This window comes from Winogradskyella pulchriflava (assembly GCF_042434315.1).
GTDB classification, from domain to species: domain Bacteria; phylum Bacteroidota; class Bacteroidia; order Flavobacteriales; family Flavobacteriaceae; genus Winogradskyella; species Winogradskyella pulchriflava.
Map to the genome: position 1 here is coordinate 87021 of NZ_JBHLTQ010000005.1, position 21529 is coordinate 108549.

At 34.1% G+C, this 21529-nt stretch carries 13 protein-coding genes; all 13 read right to left on the reverse strand.

Annotated elements, in window-relative coordinates:
* Positions 1-2904 carry a sensor histidine kinase gene (locus ACFFGA_RS09910; protein WP_386063245.1) on the reverse strand — a complete coding sequence of 968 codons (2904 nt, stop codon included), beginning with the start codon at positions 2902-2904 and terminating at the stop codon, positions 1-3.
* 153 nt (positions 2905-3057) lie between these two features.
* The gene (locus tag ACFFGA_RS09915; RefSeq protein ID WP_386064338.1) at positions 3058-3420 is read right to left on the reverse strand and encodes a DUF4870 domain-containing protein; all 363 of its coding nucleotides are present in this window, start codon (positions 3418-3420) and stop codon (positions 3058-3060) included.
* A 153-nt stretch (positions 3421-3573) separates the two neighbouring features.
* A complete protein-coding gene (locus tag ACFFGA_RS09920; protein WP_386063248.1) occupies positions 3574-5424 on the reverse strand; it encodes a family 43 glycosylhydrolase in 1851 nt (616 codons plus the stop codon).
* Positions 5425-5427: 3 nt separating this feature from the next.
* Entirely contained in the window at positions 5428-7119 is a 1692-nt protein-coding gene (locus ACFFGA_RS09925; RefSeq protein WP_386063250.1) for a sulfatase family protein, read from the reverse strand.
* Positions 7119-8006 carry an alpha/beta hydrolase gene (locus ACFFGA_RS09930; RefSeq protein ID WP_386063253.1) on the reverse strand — a complete coding sequence of 296 codons (888 nt, stop codon included), beginning with the start codon at positions 8004-8006 and terminating at the stop codon, positions 7119-7121. The genes ACFFGA_RS09925 and ACFFGA_RS09930 overlap by 1 nt, the downstream gene beginning before the upstream one ends.
* Positions 8007-10601 carry a glycoside hydrolase family 2 TIM barrel-domain containing protein gene (locus ACFFGA_RS09935; protein WP_386063256.1) on the reverse strand — a complete coding sequence of 865 codons (2595 nt, stop codon included), beginning with the start codon at positions 10599-10601 and terminating at the stop codon, positions 8007-8009. It lies immediately after the preceding gene.
* 19 nt (positions 10602-10620) lie between these two features.
* Positions 10621-12843: a beta-glucosidase BglX gene (bglX, locus tag ACFFGA_RS09940; protein ID WP_386063259.1), complete on the reverse strand. Its 2223-nt coding sequence runs from the start codon at positions 12841-12843 to the stop codon at positions 10621-10623.
* 7 nt (positions 12844-12850) lie between these two features.
* Positions 12851-15157, reverse strand: coding sequence for a beta-glucosidase BglX (bglX, locus tag ACFFGA_RS09945; protein ID WP_386063262.1), 2307 nt, complete (start codon positions 15155-15157; stop codon positions 12851-12853).
* A gap of 3 nt (positions 15158-15160) precedes the next feature.
* Positions 15161-15961, reverse strand: a complete 801-nt coding sequence (locus ACFFGA_RS09950; protein ID WP_386063265.1) for a carboxylesterase family protein — start codon at positions 15959-15961, stop codon at positions 15161-15163.
* Between the two features lie 10 nt (positions 15962-15971).
* Positions 15972-16946 (reverse strand): metallophosphoesterase, encoded by a 975-nt coding sequence (locus ACFFGA_RS09955; protein WP_386063267.1) that lies wholly within the window; start codon positions 16944-16946, stop codon positions 15972-15974.
* A 6-nt stretch (positions 16947-16952) separates the two neighbouring features.
* A complete protein-coding gene (locus ACFFGA_RS09960; RefSeq protein WP_386063270.1) occupies positions 16953-18299 on the reverse strand; it encodes a glucoamylase family protein in 1347 nt (448 codons plus the stop codon).
* Entirely contained in the window at positions 18300-19676 is a 1377-nt protein-coding gene (locus tag ACFFGA_RS09965; protein WP_386063272.1) for a glucoamylase family protein, read from the reverse strand. It lies immediately after the preceding gene.
* Positions 19677-19789: 113 nt separating this feature from the next.
* Positions 19790-21529: a LamG domain-containing protein gene (locus ACFFGA_RS09970; RefSeq protein ID WP_386063275.1), complete on the reverse strand. Its 1740-nt coding sequence runs from the start codon at positions 21527-21529 to the stop codon at positions 19790-19792.

Sequence of the window (21529 nt, forward strand, 5' to 3'; positions counted from 1 at the left end):
TTAATGTATTGGCATCGTGATGATCACTTTTGTACCTGCAGCAACGTCGTTTTCGTCATACAAATCGTTGGTAGTTATAGTTATGTCACGTTTTAATTTGTTTTTATAAAGATGTACACGTTCCTCATTAGCTTTAGTAGCAAACGGTTTGTGTTGTTGGTTTGGTCGTTTTAATTTTTCGGATTGTGCGCGACCAATTCCGTTATCTTCAACGGTAATTTCTAATTTATTTTGCTGAATAATTTTTGCTTCAATATGTAATTTTCGGTCGTTTAATTTGTGTAGTAATCCGTGTTTTAAAGCATTTTCAACATATGGTTGAATGAATAACGACGGTACTTTTATCTGTTTTGTTTTCAATTGATTATCAACCGAAATTGTATATTCTAATTCATCTTCAAAACGCACTTTTTCTAATTCTAAATACAGTTTTAAAGCGTTTAATTCTTCCTCTAAAGTAATTTCGTTTTGCTGACTGTAATCTAAATACATACGGATTAATCGGCTAAACTTCACTAAATACGAGCTTGCCAATTCCTTTTCATTTGAAATAATATAATCTTGAATAGAATTTAAAGCATTAAAAATGAAATGCGGATTCATTTGCGAGCGCAGATTTTCCAGTCTTAAATTCGTTATTTTTTTATCGATTAAGATTTTATCAATTTCGGCAATACGCTGTGCTTCTTTTTGTTGTAATTGCCATCTAAAATACAACCAAACTAAACCTATGATAGATGCTAAAACCAAGCCGTAAAACCAATACGTTTCCCAAAATGGTTTGGCAATAACAAAGGTTATTGGTGAAGCAAAAATAGGTTGTTTTGCGCTTACATTTTGTGCTTTTAACTCAAACGTATATGTACCACTAGACAAACTATTAAAAGTAACAAAATGCGTATTTAATGGTACATTTTGCCAACTGGTATCCATCTCTTTAATGCGGTATTGATAGCTAACATGTTGGTTAGATTGAAATCCGTTAGAATTAAAAGTCAACCCAATTTTATTCAAATTATGTGGTAATTTGTATTGGCTTACAACCAAAGTATCGCGATCGTTTATAGATACTGCTTCTACCCTAACATTGGCAGTTTTAAAGGTTTTAAATAACCCATTTGTTTTAGGAAGCACATAAAATGCTTTCGGTAAGCTTACAATTATCTGATCTTGAAGCATTAAAAAATCATTGGCTGCTGTATTTAAACCATCTTGCGTACTTAGCAATTTAAGTTGCTGAGTCGTTGTGTGATACTGAAACAAACCAGAATCGGTTGAAATCCATAACACTAAACCATCGGCATGAATAGCATTAATTTGAAGATTTTTAGGAAGCTTAATTCCTGAAGGTTTTAGGGTATTATTGTCGTATTTTAATAATCCGTTGTGTTGGGTTGCAATCCAAACTGTTCCGTTAGTTTTTGTTATTGTATTAACTAGTAAACTTTTAGAATTTAACGTGATTTCTTCTGTATTAAATGTTTGCGTATTGTATTTGTAAAGTCCGTCGATATACGATACAAACAAGTGATTATTAGAAACCACCGAAGCTTTTACACGACTTTCTTTAAGACTAAATTTTTCAGGATGATTAAACGGATTTTTATACACAATACCTTGACGATAATTACCATAAAACATGGTGTTTTTATCAATTTTTGAAAATGTTTTAGCAACTGAAAACCGGTTACTTACATCGGTAATTTTATCATTTTTTAAATTAACTACAAACGATTCTGAAGCATTAATACTTACTACTAATTGTTCGCTTTGAGCTTCAAAAAAAAGTTTCCCGATAATTTTTTTTCCTGGTAATTGTAGTGTTTTTTTTAGCTGATTTTGATTGTAAAACAGTAATTTACCATCATTTGTTCCTAAAATAAATTGATTGTTTTGTAACGCTACAGAAGCTGTGATTTTAGATTTAATATTGGATAAATCAAATCGACGAATATTTAAGTTTGGCGACACAAACACACCATTATCTAATGTTGTAAACCAATAGTTTTTATTAAAATCTACTTGAACATCTGTAATAGATTCTGTATTGAAAAGTTGTTCTTTAAAGTTAAATACCTCATTCTCAAAACCATAAATAAACATACCAGAACTGGTTAAAAACCAATAATCATTTTCAATATTTAAAACATTATAAATGGTTTCACTTTTTAATCTAGAAGGTGTTACTACTTTTTTTGAAGTATTTTTTGTTTTATTTATTATAAATATGACATTTCCACTAGAACTTTTGTGCGTAAAAAAAACAGTTTTTTTAAAGGCAAATATTCTTGGTGATTGTATACGATTACTACTTGCAATTTCAAGTATTTTTGTACTTGTATTGTTATCAAATTTGTATAATCGATGTTGTTTTAAATCGCCTTCAAGATTGATTACAAATGTGTAGTTACTGTTATTATCTTTAGCATTAGTAATACACATACCTTTAAAGACTTCGGTTATATGTTTTGTGGTTTTATCAATATCAAAAATGCCAGTAACGGTAAATAATCTTATACTGCTTTCTAATATTTCGTACTGAGCCAATTGTCCTTTTACCAATTTATTAGCATCATAAAACAGCTTTAGGCTATCGTTTTCAACATAAAATAATTGTCCGTAAATATTATTGCACCAAAGTCGGTTTTCAGTATCAAACTTTAATTGAAAAAGAGAATTCCCTCTTTGTTGAGGATGACTAAAGTGTTTGTAACTTTTTCCGTTGTAACGGTATAAACCTTTGTTTGCAGCAAGCCATATGTAGTTTTGGTTATCTTCTGCAATATCATAAAACTCAACATCAGGAAGATTTGAGACTTCGGACATACTAACCGAAACCGGATTTTGTGCCTGTAAAACACAGGTAAAAAAAATGATATATATGTATTTTAAATAACGTGACATATCTACTATTAAACAAACTTAGTATTTATGCAATTAATCTTTAGTGTATTTTTCTGTAAGTGAGTATTTTTTTTCTAAATAAATAAAAACGCCCACATTACTGTGAGCGCTTTTTTAATATCTCTTTGATTCTGAATTATTTCAGAAAGCTAACTAACTAATAAAATTAAGAGATAATGGATAGCTAGGTAATTCACCATTACTAGCTTTTATAGCGTTTATTATTGGCATTACAAATGCCAAAATTCCTATTAATATAAGTGTAAGAATTCCTAATCCAAATACTAAAATTAGTGGAATACTTAAAATACTATAGATGATAATGCTCAATTGAAAATTCAATATCGATTTACCATGAGCATCCATTCCATCAACGTTATTTTTTTGAGTAGCCCAGATTATAAGCGGAACTATTAAGCCACCAAACCCAGTAATATAGGTTAATAATTGCGCTAAATGCGTAATCATTATTAATTGGTTGTCCGTACGTTTTAATGTGTGATAATTAGATTCCATGATTTCTGTAATTTTTACACCTATATGACGCAAATGGTATGGAAATGTTACAATTACTTTCAAAATTATTTACCGATGTAGAACTCTAACCATCTAGTAAAAAAATGATTTTAGATTTAAATGCTAACATTCAAATAAAAATATATTCCATTATTACTCTACAAAAATCAAATCACTTTTCTCAGATATTCCGTTTTCATTATACGCTTCAATGGTAAAATAATATGGTGTATCTCTATCTAAACACCTCATAAAATGCGTGGTGGTATCATAGACTTGCCAAGATTGATAGAGTTTGCCTGAGGCAATTCCCCAACGTATATTATAACCTTGAGCACCTTCAACCTTATCCCAAGAAAATGAGGCATCTCTTCGGTCTTTTTCTCGATTAATTTTAAAATTAGACACTTTATTTGGCACGTCACCGAAACCAAGCCCAAAGACTCTAACTTCGGACATGGCGAAGTTATTTCCTGGTACTTTTATATTGTTGTAACGCACATATTTTGCTTTTACAGGTTCGTCTAAAACTAAGTAAGCATTTGGTGCATCAATAGCACTTTGGCTTCTATCGACAACTGTTTTCCAGTTTTTACCATCTTCGGAAGTTTCAATGGTAAATTGATGTTTTAAGCCTTCAACACGTGTATAAATACCTGATTCGTGATCGTGATAATTTAACTGAATAGCGTGTACGGTTCCTTCATTCAACAATTCAATAGTTATCCATTGCTTATCATCATTGGCTTCGGCAACCCAAAAGGTTTTTGGGTTTTCATCGGTTAACACCTTTGACATAATTTGACCTTCAGTATTGGTTTCTGTCGGAATTTCTTTTACTTCAACTTCATCATCATTAGAGGTAAATTTCATTATTTGTTGTAACGAAGATGATACCGTTACATTTCCTTTGTATGATAATAGCATCCAACCGTTATGCTCGCCTGCTTTTGTAGGATGGCTCGGCCCAAAACGAGGGTAATCACCATACGAGGTATTACTGTACATTAAGCCATCGTCGTCAAAATAGGTAGGAAACATACATAAACGACGTTCCCATTGTGCGTTAGATGCTAATGCCATTGTCGCAAAATGCCAGTATTGACCGTTGGTTTGCTTTACAGTAATGCCGTGTCCTGCACCATTTGTAAATCCGCCAGGCTTAAAACTCATCGGATTATTTTTCATATATGTGAAAGGTCCAAGTGGCGAATCGCCAATATAAACACCATCGGCATAGACATTAAATTGCGTACCTGGTGCTGCGTATTGCAAATAATACTTTCCGTTGTGCTTAGTCATTGATGCACCTTCCATATAACCTTCTTTTAAGGTTGGATGAAAGTTGTTTTCACCAAAGCGTTCCCAACCGTGTTTTACTTCATCAAGATTTATCAGTTCTTTTCGCTCGCCAGTTTCCAGAAAACGATCGTCTTTATTCAGCATTTTTACACGAATGGGATGCACGTTAGACGAGCCCCAATACAGATAAGCATTTCCGTCATCATCTATAAACAATTCAGAATCTTGTATGTTGTTTGATATAGAAGCTGTTGGTGTCCACAATCCTTTTTTAGGATCGTCTGTATACAAAATACTTCCATATCCAGCAGGATCGCCTGCAAAATACACCAAGGAATCTTTGTAGTTGAATGCTGTTGGTGCATTGCTGCCTTCAAAAAACCATTGTTGTGGTTTAATGAATTTCCAGTTCACTAAATCTGTGGAATGCCAATAGCCAAATGACCGCGTTACGAACATATAATATTCACCTTTAAACTCGATAACTGCAGGATCTGCACCAGAACGATATGACTGATTTCTACTAGAATTATAGACCATATAGGTATAATCTATGTCTAACGGATTAATATAAGTCTGTGACGTATTTATTTCTGCAGTTGTATTTTCTTTTAAATTAGTATCTATATCTGTATTTTGCTTGTCCTCATTCTTACAAGAAAACACAACTGTTATGAGAAAGAAAAAAAGTAGTTTTTTCATGAGTTATAATTTAGTGTCTTTATTGATTGTTGGATCATAGGATGTTCCGGTATCACCTCGTAATCTTTCAAATTGTTTGTATGCACGTTCTACTTGCTGTTTAGGTGCTTGCTTAAATTCTTCATCGGTCACCTTGTATTGTTTTTGAAGCTCTGCCAACTGAGTTCTTAGTTCAGCTTCAATTCCGTCATATTCTGGATTATCGATTTGGTTGTTTATTTCTTTTGGGTCTTCCTCTAAATCATATAATTCCCAGGTATCAATATCATCATAAAAATGCATGAGTTTGTAGCGCTTTGTTCTAATTCCGTAATGCTTTTTCACCATATGAAACGCTGGATAATCATAATAATGATAATACACTGCATCTCTAAAATCATCACCTTTAAATGATTGTTCTAATAAAGGTCTAAGAGATTTACCCTGCATATCTATAGGAATCTCTGCTTGTGCGTAATCCAAAAAAGTTTCTGCAAAATCAAGGTTTTGGGTTAAATCTTCAATAACAGTTCCTGGTTTAATCGTCTTAGGATATTTTACTAGTAAAGGCATAGCTAACGATTCTTCGTACATATAACGCTTATCGAACCAGCCTTTTTCACCCAAATAAAACCCTTGGTCTGTAGTGTAAATCACAATAGTATTTTCTGCTAATCCATTTTCTTCAAGGTAATCTAAAACACGACCAACTCCTTCATCAACCGAAGCAATAGTTGCTAAATAGTCTTGCAAATAGCGTTGGCCTTTCCATTCGGCTAATGCTTTTCCAGATAAATTAGCATCATGAAATGCATCATTTTTTGCTTGGTAAGCTTTGTCCCAAGCTGTTCGTTGTTCTTTGGTCATACGTTCAAAATCTGTAGTCCAAGGATTCCATGCCAATTCCGGACTACCTTTTGTTTTAGTCATTTTTAAATCATGACCTTCATACATGTCTTTATAAATGGTTTGCAATTGTTGTTGAGAGCCTAAAGAACCTTCATGATTCGAGAAATAAGTATCTGGTAATGGAAATTTTATGGAATCGTATTTGTTAGCATGTCGTAACGCTGGCATCCAATTTCGATGTGGTGCTTTGTGCTGTAACATAAGCATAAATGGCTGATCAGAATCTTTCACTTTTTTTAGATATACTAAGCCTTCTTCAGTAATAATATCGGTTGCGTAACCTTCAATCCTGGTTGTATCTGCTTGTTTTGTTGTTTCATTTAACGAGATAAAATCAGGGTTGTAATAATTACCTTGATCTTTTAAAATATTCCAGTAATCAAAGCCTTCCGGATTACCATGCAAATGCCATTTCCCAATCATTGCAGTATTATAACCTGCTTTTTGAAGCAGTTTAGGAAACGTTTGTTGGCTACCATCAAAACGGTTGCCGTTCATCTTAAAACCGTTAATATGGCTAAATTTTCCTGTTAATACTACAGCACGACTTGGACCACAAATAGAATTTGTACAAAAGTTGTTTTTAAAGAGCGCACCTTCATTGGCAATCCTGTCAATATTTGGTGTTGGTGCTAGTTGACTTATAGGATGTCCATACGCGCTTATGGCCTGTTCTGCATGGTCGTCTGCCATAATAAAAACAATATTTGGACGCTTGTTTTGCACATCAACGACATCTTGCTTTTTCACTTCTTTACAAGATTGAAATAGCAAAAAACCTATTAAAAATACTACACTATATCGCATTACTGTTTCGTTTTTACAATTTTGGTTTGAATCACTTCGTCATTAAGCACAGTACGCTCAAAAAAGTTGAATACTTTATCCAATTCTTCGTACGGAATTCTCGAGATTTCGTGACGCGCTTCCTTTACAATGTTGAAATAATATGAGGTTTCAAATTCCTCTAATTTATCAGCTATAATTTTAGAACCATCTAACATAATATATCCATCTTTTGTTGGTGCGCAATAATGGTGTGGTGCATTGGCAAAAGGTACCAATTGGTCTTTTGTTCCATGATATAAGACGGTTGGCACAGCATTTTCTTTGGTCATATAACTGGCATCCACAATAGCACCTGCACATGAAAAAGCACCAGCAAACTTTACGTTTTTATAGTCTTCTGCATTTTCTAAAAAATACTCGCGCATAAAAACCGCATTTAAACTGCCTTCTGCGCCTGCACTGCTACCACCAGCAATAATTTTTGTAGAATCTATTTGAAGTTCATTAGCATGTTCAACAATATACTTGGCTGCATCCATATAATCAATAGCAGCTTGTTTAAAAGTTTCGAGTTTTTCATCTTTGGTACAATCACAACCAAAACCTGTTTTTGTGCCTTTTCTTAGCAAGCGGTATGAAATGGATATACCAATATAATTCTGTTCTTTGGCAGCATATTTTACTAAATTTTCATCGTCTATGTAATCTCTATGACCAACAGCAAATCCGCCACCATGCATCCAAAGCAAAACAGGCAACGTATCTGTTTTTTTGATGTTTTCTGGTGTATAAACATCCAATTTTAAAGTGTCATTTCCTTTTATGGAATAGGTATATGTCGCTTTATTTTGTGCTGACAGTGTAAGCACAAATAAGAATACAAATACGTTTATTACTAATTTCATTTAGTCTAGTTTTTCTATTAAAATGCCGCTAATTACGGGTAACCCTTCAATAGCGTTGAGTTTTAAAGTTATTCCTTTTTTAGTTTGAATAGTTGTCTGAAGCGTTACACCATATTTTTCAGGATAGGCTTGGGCTAAATTCAATTGTTTTTCAAGTAATGTATCATTAATGTACACATCAAAAATGCGTTGTTTCTTACTAGTTTCTGAAGTGCTTCCAGAAAGGTTATATATGTTTTCGGTTGGCTTAATTTGAGGTTCAACGAAGTATAATGTTACTTTATAATTACCTTCAGGAACATCTACTTTATACTCATCACAACCTTCTAATAAGGTTTGAAACAAAGGCTCTGCATTCGTGTTTTTAATATTATGTGGCAAGCCTTGGTTTTTGTCTTTAGTCATCCCAAAAGCTGAACCATTTTTATAGCCAAACCATCCTTTTTTGTACGCTTGGTCTGGAACAAAAGTAATGTTTTGTGCTTCTTCATAAAAGTTGAAGTGTGCACCTAAATTTATACCAAAACGTTTGAAAGTTTTAAAATTGAAAGTTTTAATGTGATTGACTTCAATTCTTTTTTCTTCGGAAATAGTTTCAGTTGAAACTTTTATTGTATTGTCACCATTTGTGAAAGGCATATCGATGGAAACAACACCGTTTTCAACCTTAAAATCGCCTAAATTGTTACCATTCAAACTTATATTGATGTCTTTTGAATTGGAATAGATTTGAATTGGAAATGTCTCATCTTCTAAAACCGTTAACTGTTTTAAATAATCAGTTGCAATATGAATAAATGGTCCAGAATCATCTAAAACCGATTTGTACCAATAGTAAATATCCTTTGGTGTTCGGTCATATTGTACTAAACCTTTTTGGTTAACGTGCGGAATGGCATCACCTCTGAATTCTGAACCGAAATCGGCAAAATTCCACGCTGTCATTCCAGTCATAAAAGGTCTGTCTGTAATCTGCTTGTAATAGGATTGATGCAATTTTGCTTGATAATTAGTAGAAAAATCGAACTTTTTAGGGGTCTTGGTAAAAATTCTAACATCTGCTCCTGGACCATATTCCGAGAGTAACAATGAGCGTTTTGGATACCGCTGATGTTGGTCGTCTAAGAATTTACCTAAGTCTTCAACTTGTGCATCGTACCAGCCGAAATAGAGATTCCACCCAAAAATCATGGGTAAATCGGCAATTCCAGTCTCGTTATATACTTCGTTTAAATGACCAGCCATAACCGTAATATGGTTTGGTGCTAGTTTTCGGGTTAAATCTTCAAGCTCTCTTGCTAGTTTTAATGATGTGATTTTTAAATCTTCCTTTTCTTTTTCGGTTGATTTATTATCAAAAGCAAGTCTTAAAAAAATCTCATTCATATAACCAAACATTACCACACTTGGATAGTTGTAATATTGTTTAATGTGCTCATTTTGCATTGTATTTGAGACTTCAAAAAATGCTTCGGAATCGGTTACTTTATTAACTATTGGAATTTCTGTCCAGACTAAAATGCCAAGTTCATCACAAAGTTTGTACAATTCTCTAGCGTGAGGATAATGTGCAAACCGTATCACATTTGCACCCATATTTTTGATGAGATGAATATCTTGTTTTTGCAGCTCAATTGGTACTGCATTACCATAATCTTTATGATCTTGGTGACGATTAACACCTATTAATTTTATTGGTTTTCCGTTTAAGAAAAACCCTTTTTCTGCATCAACAGTTGCCCAACGAAAGCCTAAGTTAGATTGTTTTTGGTCTAAAATGATTCCATCTTCATCGCTTAATGTGAGTTGTAATTTGTATAAATATGGATTGTCTGGTGACCATAAATTTGGATATACTATTTTTATTTCACTAATATTTACTGTTTTAGTTGAAATAGAATTTACCTCATAAGAACTCTCACTATTGAAAACAGAATTACCTTCTTTATCAAATACATCCAAATTTAGATTTAACTCTACTTCATTTGAATCAAAATTATCTATTAGTGCTTTAATTTCAATTTTAGCTGCACCCTTTGAAACAAAAGGATAATCAATGTAAAATCCGTCTGAAGCAAAATCTTTTAAGCTAAAATGTTGTTTTGGCAGTGAAATGAGTTCTACATCGCGATAAATACCGCCATAAAACGTAAAATCGGCATCTAAAGGCGGAATATCTATATTGTGCGAATTATCTACAGTAACCTCAATAAGGTTGTAGTCATCATATTTGAGAAACTTAGTGACATCAAAATTAAAAGCAGTATAACCTCCTTTATGATTTCCAACTTTTTTACCATTAACAAAAACCGTTGCTTCTTGATTTATTGCATTAAATTTTAAATAATGAATTTTTTCGCTCTCTTCTGAAGGTATAAAAATCTGCTTTTTATAATAACCTAACCCTCGACGATAACCTGGTTGGTCATCAAAAGCATCTTCAATATTCCAAGTATGCGGAATATTTATAGTTTGCCAAATAGTTTTGTCTTGAGAATATTGCCAACCCGAATTAATAACTTTTGACTGTGAAAAAACTTTTAAAGAAAAAGCCATACACAACAACAAGGAAAGGGGGATAATTTTGTTATTCATGTATGGCATCAGTTAGCTATTAATCTATGAGGTTAAACGTATTTTTAAATTTAAAGTTAGAACTTGGTGCAATGGTTATTTCAAATTCACCCGGCTCAACGGTATATCTCATTTCGCTGTTGTAGAATTTCAAATCTTCAACAGAAATAGTAAATGAAACGGTTTTGCTTTCTCCTTTTTTTAAGAATATTTTCTGAAATCCTTTAAGCTCTTTAACTGGTCTGGTAACGCTTCCTACTTTATCGTGAATATAGAGTTGAACAATTTCATGACCATCATAATCACCTGTATTTGTAACATCAACAGAAGCTGTAATAGTATTAGAGTGCGTTAATTGATTGGCTGATAATTTTAAATCTGAATACTTAAAATTTGTATAACTCAATCCATGCCCAAAAACAAACAAAGGTGTATTTGGCACGTCTATATAATTACTTTTATAATCCTCTTTTGGATTGTTTTCAGGTATTGGTCGTCCTGTATTTTTCATATTGTAATAAATAGGAACCTGACCCACATTTCTAGGAAAAGTGACTGTTAACTTACCTGAAGGATTTACTGTCCCGAAGAGTAAATCTGCTGTTGCTGCTCCACCCATAGTACCAGGAAACCAAACTTCTAAAATGGCATCGACTAAATTAATTTCTTCGGAAAGATTTATTGGTCGACCATTCATCAATACTAAAGTGATTTTTTTGTTAGGATTGGCTTCTCGTATTTTTTGAATAAGTCTTGGTTGAATTCCTGGGATTTTTAAATTGGTTCTTGAAGCTGCTTCTCCACTCATATGATGTCCTTCTCCCATAACCAAAACAATCGCGTCAGCTTGTTTAGAAATAGAAATTGCTTCTTCAAAACCTGACTCATCATCTTTTAAAATATCACAACCTTTAGCATATAAAATTTGATTGGGTTTTAAATACTCAGACACGCCTTCAAACACACTAACCGCTTTACCCTTTCTATCACCTTTTGCTGCCCAATTACCAATAATATCATATTCATCTTTAACCAATGGTCCTATAAATGCAATCTTTTTTGTGTTGTTTGAAAGAGGCAATGCACTATTATTATTTTGTAATAATACTGAAGATGCTGCAGCTATTTCACGAGCTTTTGTTAAAAATTCAGGCTTATATTTGGTTGTTTTTTCACGTTCTTCGTCTATATAACGATAAGGGTCATCAAACAGTCCTAACTTATACTTTGCTAATAAAATTCTTCGGCAAGCATCATTGATGTAATCTTCAGAAACTTTACCTTCTTCAACTAATGTTTTAAGATGTTTTCTATAAATATGTCCCATCATATCCATATCTACTCCTGCATTCATACCAATTCTAGCTGCATCAATACTGTCTTTTGCAAATCCATGAGGAATCATTTCGTTAATCGATGTATAATCTGAAACGACAAAGCCCTCAAACTTCCACTCGTCTCTTAAAATATCCCTCAAAGTGAATTTATTTCCAGAAGTTGGCACACCATTAAGCTCATTAAAAGCAGACATAAAGGTTTCTACTCCTGCATCAATTGTAGCTTTAAAAGGTGGTAAATAAACGTTTCGTAATTCGCCTTCACCCATATTTACCGTATGGTAGTCTCTACCTGCTTGAGCTGCTCCGTAAGCTACATAGTGCTTTGCACAAGCTAAAATAGTATTAGGTTTAGACAAATCATCTCCTTGAAAACCTTTGACATAGGCTTTTGCTATTTCACTGCTTAAATACACATCTTCACCTGCACCTTCTGAAATTCTTCCCCAACGTGGCTCTCTCGATATATCAACCATGGGCGCAAACGTCCAATGAATACCTTCTGCTGAAGCTTCTTCTGCAGCAATACGAGAACTTTCTTCAACCATTTTTAAATCCCAACTTGCCGCTAAACCTAAATTGATTGGGAAAATCGTACGATGTCCATGAATAACATCATAACCAAACAATAGAGGAATACCCAAACGGGTTTCTTCTAAAGCTACTTTTTGTAAATCGCGTGTTCCTTTTACAGACATAGCGTTGAGCATCGCTCCCATGTTGCCTTCGCGAATGTATTTACCATTATTTGCTCCAACAATTGGTCCTGTTTGATCCCAACTTCCACCATACATTACGGTTTGTCCTATTTTTTCCTGTAGCGTCATGAGATTCATTATGGAATCTACTTTGGCTTCATAATTTTGAGCAAAGCCAAAACTGGATACAAGTAAAAAAGAAAGAATATATTGGAATCTATATTTCATTTTAATGCTATTTTGTTAATTCAAATGTTTTCATCATTTCTGTGCTGGAATCAGTACCAACGAATACATGGAATTCACCAGGCTCAGCAACAAAATCTAAATTTGAGTTGTAGAATTTTAAATCTTCAACAGAAACAGTAAAGCTTATGTTTTTTGTTTCACCTTTATTAAGCATTACTTTTTGAAAGCCTTTTAGTTCTTTAACTGGTCGTGTTACAGAACCCATAACATCTCTTATATACAATTGCACTACTTCTTTACCATCGTAATCACCTGAATTAGTTACATCGACCGAAACGGTAATCTCACCATCAGCAGTTATTGATGATTTATCTAATTTTAAGTTTGAATATTCAAAATTGGTATAGCTTAACCCATAACCAAATGGATATAATGGCTCGTTTCGTACATCTAAATAATTGGATTTGAATTTTTCAAATTTTCCTTCTTTATTACCCAATGGACGACCTGTATTTTTATGGTTATAAAAAATAGGAACCTGACCAACATTCATCGGCCATGTAGCTGTAAGTTTACCTGATGGATTAACATCTCCAAACAATACATCCGAAATAGCTAAACCTGCCTCACTACCAGGAAACCAAACATTTAAAATTGCTGGAACATTTTCATTTTCTTCAACTATAGCTAATGGTCTTCCTGTAAATAAAACCAACACGACTGGTTTTCCTGTTTTTAATAAGGCGTTTAATAAATCTTTTTGCGCTTGCGGAATTTGAAGATTTGTAACACTACTGCTCTCACCACTCAATTCAGCAGTTTCACCAATTGCAGCAAGAATAACATCAGATTTTTTTGCAATTGCCAAAGCTTCGTCTAATAATTGTTTATCGGTTCTATCATCACGAGGAATATCTTTACCAAACATTGTAATGCGCTTTTCAAAATCTATATCGTAATCGACATTACTTCCTTTAGCATATAAAATATTGGCTTGATCACCCACAACAGATTTTAAACCTTCTAATAACGGATTTGATTTTTCTTGTTTTGTTGCCACACTCCAAGTTCCAGCCATATTTACAGCTGTATTAGCTAATGGTCCAATAAGAGCAATCGTTCCTGATTTTTTAAGTGGTAAAAGGTTGTTTTCATTTTTAAGAAGTACCATAGATTCTGCTGAGACTTGTCTTGCAAAAGCTCTATTTTCAGCAGTAAAAACATCGGTTTTAGGTCGTTCTAAATCACAATATTTATATGGGTCATCGAACAAGCCTATTTGATACTTAGCAGTAAGAATTCGTTTTACAGCAGTATCGATATCGTTCATATCAACTTTACCTTCATCTAAAGATTTTTTAAGCGTGGTTAGTAAACCTTCGCCAACCATATCCATATCTATTCCTGCTTTTAAAGCTAAAGCAGATGATTGTTGTAAATCACCTACACCATGAGCAATCATTTCGTTGATTCCAGTATAATCAGTTACTACAAAGCCATTAAAACCCCAATCGTCACGTAACAAATCTGTAAGTAACCATTTGTTTCCTGTTGCTGGAATGCCATCAATTTCGTTAAACGAAGCCATAACAGAACCTACACCTTCATCGATTGCTGCCTTATAAGGTGGAAGATATTCATTGTACATTCTAATACGACTCATATCAACCGTATTATAGTCTCTACCAGCTTCAGGTGCTCCATAAAGTGCAAAATGCTTTACGCAAGCCAACATGGTATTGTTTAAGGTTAAATCGTCTCCTTGATAACCATTGACCATGGCTTTTGCAATCTCACTTCCTAAATACACATCTTCTCCTGACCCTTCAGAAACTCTTCCCCAACGTGGATCACGGGAAATATCTACCATTGGAGAAAACGTCCAGTTTATACCATCTGCAGTAGCTTCTTTAGCCGCCATTTGAGCTGTTTTTTTAATCATTTCCATATCCCAAGAAGCAGACAAACCTAATGGAATTGGGAAAGTAGTCTCATAGCCGTGAATAACATCCATACCAAAGATTAACGGAATACCTAATCGGCTTTTTTCTACAGCGATTTTTTGAACTTCGCGTATTTTGGCTACGGACTTTATATTGAACAATCCTCCTACTTTGCCTTCTTCAATTTTTTTGGCAATATCGGAACTTTGAGAAGCACCTGTTGTAATGTCGCCTGAAGATGGCAGGTTTAATTGTCCTAATTTTTCTTCTAAAGTCATTAAATTTAAAATGGAATCCACTTTAGCTTCAAAAGGATTCGCGCTTGATTTATTCTTGTTACCGTCTTTAGCATTGCATGGCACTAAAACAAGTGCCAAAAATGAGAGTATATATAAAGTTGATTTGTTCATATTCTATTTTTTTGATTTCGAAAAAAGCCAGGTTAATAATTCGGGTTCTGCAAAAGCTGAGTCCCAACTGTTATGATTATCATCTGCGTATAATGTAAAATTTGGTTTTCCTCCATTCTCTAAAATGGCATTGACCATTTTTACTGAACCTTTTGGGTTTACAACATCATCGTTTGCACCATGAAACACCCATATATCTACTTTTGTAGCGTAATTTTTGGTTAACTCAGCATTTCCATCACCACAAATTGCAAAGGCAGCTGCAAACATATCTGGTTGCCTCGATAAGATTTCAAACGTTCCCATACCTCCCATTGATAGTCCACCAACATAAACCTTATCTTTATTTACGTAAGCTTTACTGGTTATCTCTTTCATTAAACCAATAACCAATTGCAAAGGTTTTGTGGCTTCCTTATCCTTTGGAAACGTTAATTTTATTGGGTAACTGCTTCTGTCAACTTCTGCATTTGACCAATAGCTATTTTTTGGACATTGCGGAAAAATGACGATTGCAGGAAATGCACCACGATTGGTAATATCTGTAAATAGTTTACTACCGTGAACAAGTTGTTTTTTATTATCTTCACCACGTTCTCCAGCACCATGAAGAAACAACACCACTGGATATTGCTTGTCTTCCGAAAAGTCTTCAGGCAATAATATTCGGTATTTTAAAGTGTCAGTTTCTTGTATAAAGCTTTCCTCTTTAAAAAGACTTTCTTGTTGTGCAAATATGCTTAAACCACTTAACATGAAAAGTGAAGTAATCAAAAGCTGTAAGTATCTATGTTGTATGGTCATATTTTTAAATTTAGATTTCAACATTTGTAAAAGTAAACTCATGCTCTGGATTGGTATAAAACTTATCTAACCAAGGCGAATATGTTTTTACTGAAATAGTATTTGTCTTCTTATCTACTTTGATAATTCTTAAATAGCCTGAATCTCCCTTTTCCACTCCTTTTACATTTTTTTGATAATTGGCAAGCATTTGATAAACTGTGTTACCATAATTGTTTTTAGCAACTAACTGCCCAACACCAGACCCTAAAATATGTCCTGAAAATACCATAATGATATTTTTATTGGGCTTCACTAATTTTTCCCAAAGTTGCCCTCCATCATTTACTGCCTCAGCTCCTGTATCTTTACCAACACCATACTTTTGAGGCAAATACCAATCATTACCGTCTTGCAAAGTATTGTCATTATACATATAAGAATGTGTATTTAGGATTACTTTATGGTTAGGGTGGTTTGCAATTATACCATTCACCCATTCAATTGTTTTATTTCTTGGACCAAATTCCAAAGAAAAAACCAGCCATTTTTGACCTACTAGATCGTATTCTGCACAGTTATTATCAATTGAACCTTTAGGAAAAGTAGCAATGCTATTAGATTGACTTATGTATTCTGAATGAGGAAAGAACCGATTAGCGAGCATTGTGTTTCTAGTATCCGCAAATTTCCCAATTTCGCTACCCATGTCATGATTGCCAAGTGCTAAATTATATGGCACTTTTTTGTTTAAAAGTGATAATCCAGATTTTGCAACTTGCCATTCTTCTTCAGAATTGTTCTGGGTTATATCTCCAACATGCAACACAAAAGAAAATCTTTCTTTATTACGTTCTATCCATTGCAATTGATTCATATATACTTCTGGAAATTCTTCAACTAAAGTTTGAGTATCTGGAAGCACAACAAACTCAAAACTGTCTCCTTTAGAACTACTACAGCTATTGAGAAAAATAAAGACGAGTATGTAATACCTAATAACCATATACAGTTAATAACTAAAACCTAAAGTTTCCAACCCATTTTGGACATCTTCGTTTTGCATAAATAAATTCCAAAGCAAACCAGTTCTATGATTTTCAATCATAATTATCTCAGGCCCTTGGTCTATAGCCAAATAACGTTCTGTAACCCAATCATAATGAGGACTAAACGCATCGTAAAAACCAGCTGGTCCCATTAATTCGTTTTCGTAAAAATAATGCATTGCTGCCAATGATTTTTCTGGAGTATATGGAATAGAACTTATGGCTGCAGTTGGTGAAATTACACCAATATCATTTTCTGGATCATGAGCTGAATAACCTACAGAGCCATCTGTATTTCTAGAATAGCTTGCTGTTAATCCCCAACAATTTGGTCCGTAATCCACATAGTTATTAGGATTATTAACACAAAACTGATAATTAATGTTGGTATGATTAACATTTAAATCCCAATAGTTAGCGTATTGATCTGATAAATTTCTTGGGTCTAAACCAAGATAAGAATAATGCGCCCAAAATAATGGTCCAGTGCCTGTACCTGCATGATCTAGAATTAACGGAATACCATACTGATTTGCTGGTGACACAATAGATCCATTATTGGCCCAACCTTCGTGATAAGCTGCCACTGGAATTGGATAATCTGGTGATGCAGCTCCTAAAATAAATGCTATTAATGTTTCATTATAACCTTGTAATTCCAAATTGATAGCAAATCCATCTGTTGGACTCCAATGCCAATACAATGCATTTTGATTTTGTGTGTACCAATCCCATTCAATTCCTTTCCATAGTACATCAGCTTGTTGGGAAAGTGCCATTTCTTCGGCTGAACCATTTTTAAAGTACTCGTTTACACAAATCAAACCTTGAGCTAAAAAAGCAGTCTCAACCAAATCACCACCATTATCCTGTGGACTAAACGGAATAACATTTCCATTTGTTCCGTTTAACCAGTGTGGCCATACACCGTGAAAACGATCTGCTCCTTCAAAAAAATCTAAAATCTGACTTAATCTATTAAAGCCTTCTGCTCTGGTAATATAACCTCTTTCAATACCGACAAGAATAGCCATTAATCCAAAACCACTACCACCAGTAGTTACTACATTTTGACTATTAGAAGGCTCATCGGTATGGTAACGTTCTCTAGCAGCACCAGAATTGCTTTCGGCATAATCCCAAAAATATTTAAAGGTTTCTTGTTGGGTTAAATCCAAAAGTTCTTCATCTGTTAGTGGTATAACTGGATCATCATCATTTGGATCATAAGGTTCCTGATAACCAGGACCTTCATCTTTACCACAACCTAGTAGTATAGTTAGTATAATTATAAAACTTAATTTCTTCATTTAATCTACTTTAGTGTATTTAAAACCTAATTTGTCTAAACCTGCTTGAACATCTTTATTCTTCATAAATAATTTCCAAAATAAACCTGTACGGTAGTTTTCAATCATTACTGGAATTGGACCTTGGTCAATAGCTAAATAACGAGGCACATACCAATTGTGCTCAAAACTAAAGGCATCATATGGGCCATACTTACCAACCAAGCTATCATGGTTTTTATAGATATTTGCTAAAACATTCATACTCTCTTTTGGAGTATATGGAAAAGATGATAACGCTGCTGTTGGAGATACTACACCTATATCTTTTTCTGGTCTGTGACCATAGTAGCCTTTAATAGAATAACTAGAAGTAAATCCCCAAAGACTATCACCATAACATTTAAAGCTTTTAGGATTATCTACAGCATATTTGTAATGAATTTTTGCATGATTCTGGGTTAATTTCCAATAATCTGCATATTGGTCCGAAAGTCCATTTGGGTTTAAACCTAAGTAGGAATAGTGTGCCCAAAATAAGGGACCTATAAGATCTTTATCATGCTCATAATAATCTAGTACGAGTTCTTCATCATAAAAGGTTTTATCTGAAACGATTTGACCATTGCGTGCCCACCCTTTTTCATAGACAGATTTGTCAATTGAATGTGTAGGAGATGCTGCAGCAAGTACATACATTATTAAACACTCGTTATAACCACCAACTGGGAAGTTCATTTCCCAACCAAACTCAGGTGACCAATGCCAGTACAATACATCTTCACCATTTTTGGTGTACCAATCCCACTCAACATCTTTCCAAAGTTGGTCTATTTTAGCAACTAACTCTTTTTCTTTTTCATTACCTTCTTTAAAATATTCTGAAACCGTTAATAATCCCTGAATAAGAAAAGCAGTTTCTACTAAATCACCTCCATTATCTTTTTTACTAAATGGATACACTTTTCCTGTTTCACCGTCAATCCAATGTGGCCAAGCTCCATGAAAACGGTCTGCTTTTTCTAAAAAATCAACTATTTTAAGATAGCGCTCTAAAGCTTGTTCTCTGGTAATAAAACCACGCTCTACACCAACTAAGATAGCCATTAATCCAAATCCGCTTCCTCCTGTAGTTACTGTGTTTTTTGGTGAAGTTGGATAAGCACCATCTAAATGCAAACGCTCTCTCGCTAAGCCAGAGTTAGGTTCTGCTCCTTCCCAGAAATAGTTAAAAGTTTGGTATTGAATCGTATCCAATAATTGTTCTTCATTAAATTCTTCCTCAATAACTGAGGTTGAATCTATTTTTTCAGCTTGACTTGAATTGTTTTTACAGCTCATAATAGATAATACTATAGCCGCCAAAACAAATAGTTTATTTTGCTTAGATGGTTTCATTACTAAAACTTGGATAAACTTTAGCTGCATTTATGTTTTATAAATGCAGCTAAAGCAATAAAGACTAATTCAAAAAAATTCTATACACTCTAAGGTGTTTCGGCTCAATTAATTTATAGCATTGATTGTATTTCTGCTTGTGACAATGCTTTTTTGAAGATTCTTAAATCATCCATAGCACTTTCATCCGACAAGTGATTCCATCCTGTAAAACGTGGTGCGCCAGACATTATGGAAAGAATATCGCAACCTGTCCAATCTACACCAGGAAATGAATTTTGACTTACAACCTGCCCATCTATATAGACAACACATTCTGTATTAGATATTGTAAATGCCATCTGTACCCATTGTGGGTTAGTTGGATCTACATCGGCTGCTGCACCACCATCAAACCATGAATCTGCTGTACCGTTACCAACGTTTAATTTAAAGCGTTGCATTCCTCCTGCATTTTCACGGAAGAATCTAAATCCACTTGATCGATTATTTTGGGCATCAGGATTTGCTGTATCTGGTGGACCAATAACCAAAACACCTGCTCTATCGGGAGCAGCATTAACTTTGTATCTGAATACGGCAGAAAACTCTTCATTTAGTAAACCATCTGTAGGGAAGGTTAAGTAAGAATCTGTAGCACCTTGATAAGCATTATTACCTTCATAAGCATCTGCTGAACCCGTAAATCCTGGACTGCCAACTTCAGTGCAATCTACATCACTATAGCTATCTGTATAACTTCCGTTGAATCCTAATTTGAAGATTTCATCTGCTTGAGCAATCTGCTCAATAATTTCATCTTGAGTTAATGCCATATTAAATAACCTTAGCTCATCCATAAAACTTGCATCAGAGTTATGTCCCCAACCTGTAAATCGTGGTGCACCAGACATTATAGAGAGGACATCACAACCAGTCCAATCTACACCAGGAAATGAATTTTGGCTAACAATTTCACCATTTTTATAAACTACACATTCAGTTCCTGAAATCGTAAATGCAAAATGCACCCATTCATCTGCAGTAGGATCCACATCTGCTGCAGCTCCGCCATCAAACCAATTATCACCTGTCCCGTTACCAACGTTTAATTTAAAGCGTTGCATTCCTCCTGCATTTTCACGGAAGAATCTAAAACCACTTGTTCTATTATTTTGAGCATCAGGATTTGCGGTGTCAGGAGGTCCAACTACTAAAACACCTGCCCTATCTGGAGTAGCATTAACCTTTAGCCAAAACGAAGCACTAAACTCATTAGCTAAAAGACCATCTGTTGGAAACGTTAAGTAAGAGTCTGATGCTCCTGAATAAGCACCTGAACCAACCCTTGCCTCTGGCGCAAAACCAGGATTACCAATCTCCGTAGCATCTGTTACTGTTACTAACTCACTATAACTCCCATCAAAATTCATATAAAAAGTTTCCCCTGGAAAAAGTGGTGTATAAGGAGGTTCTTTACTAAAATTTGAAGTTGCAACAGTAGTATTACCAACTATATCTGTTGCGGATATTTCCAAAACATGTTCTCCTGTAGTAATATTATCATAAACGAAATCATGAATAAAGATTCTGTAATCTAAAAACGAATCAAAAAATGCTATTTCTTGACCATCTAAAGTTACTCTAACAGAAGCCAATTCTATATCATCTTCTGCTCTAAAATCAATTTCTGTAGAGGTTACAGGATCTGCAACTTGTATTTCAAAGCCATCAACTGGTTTATTTATTGTAACCATTGGAGCACCAGCGTCGTCACCTGGATCTACTTCTGTAATTGAATCAATACCTTCATAGCATGAAGACACTACCAATAATACAGAAAGCATCATTATATATTTACTTAAAGTTTTCAT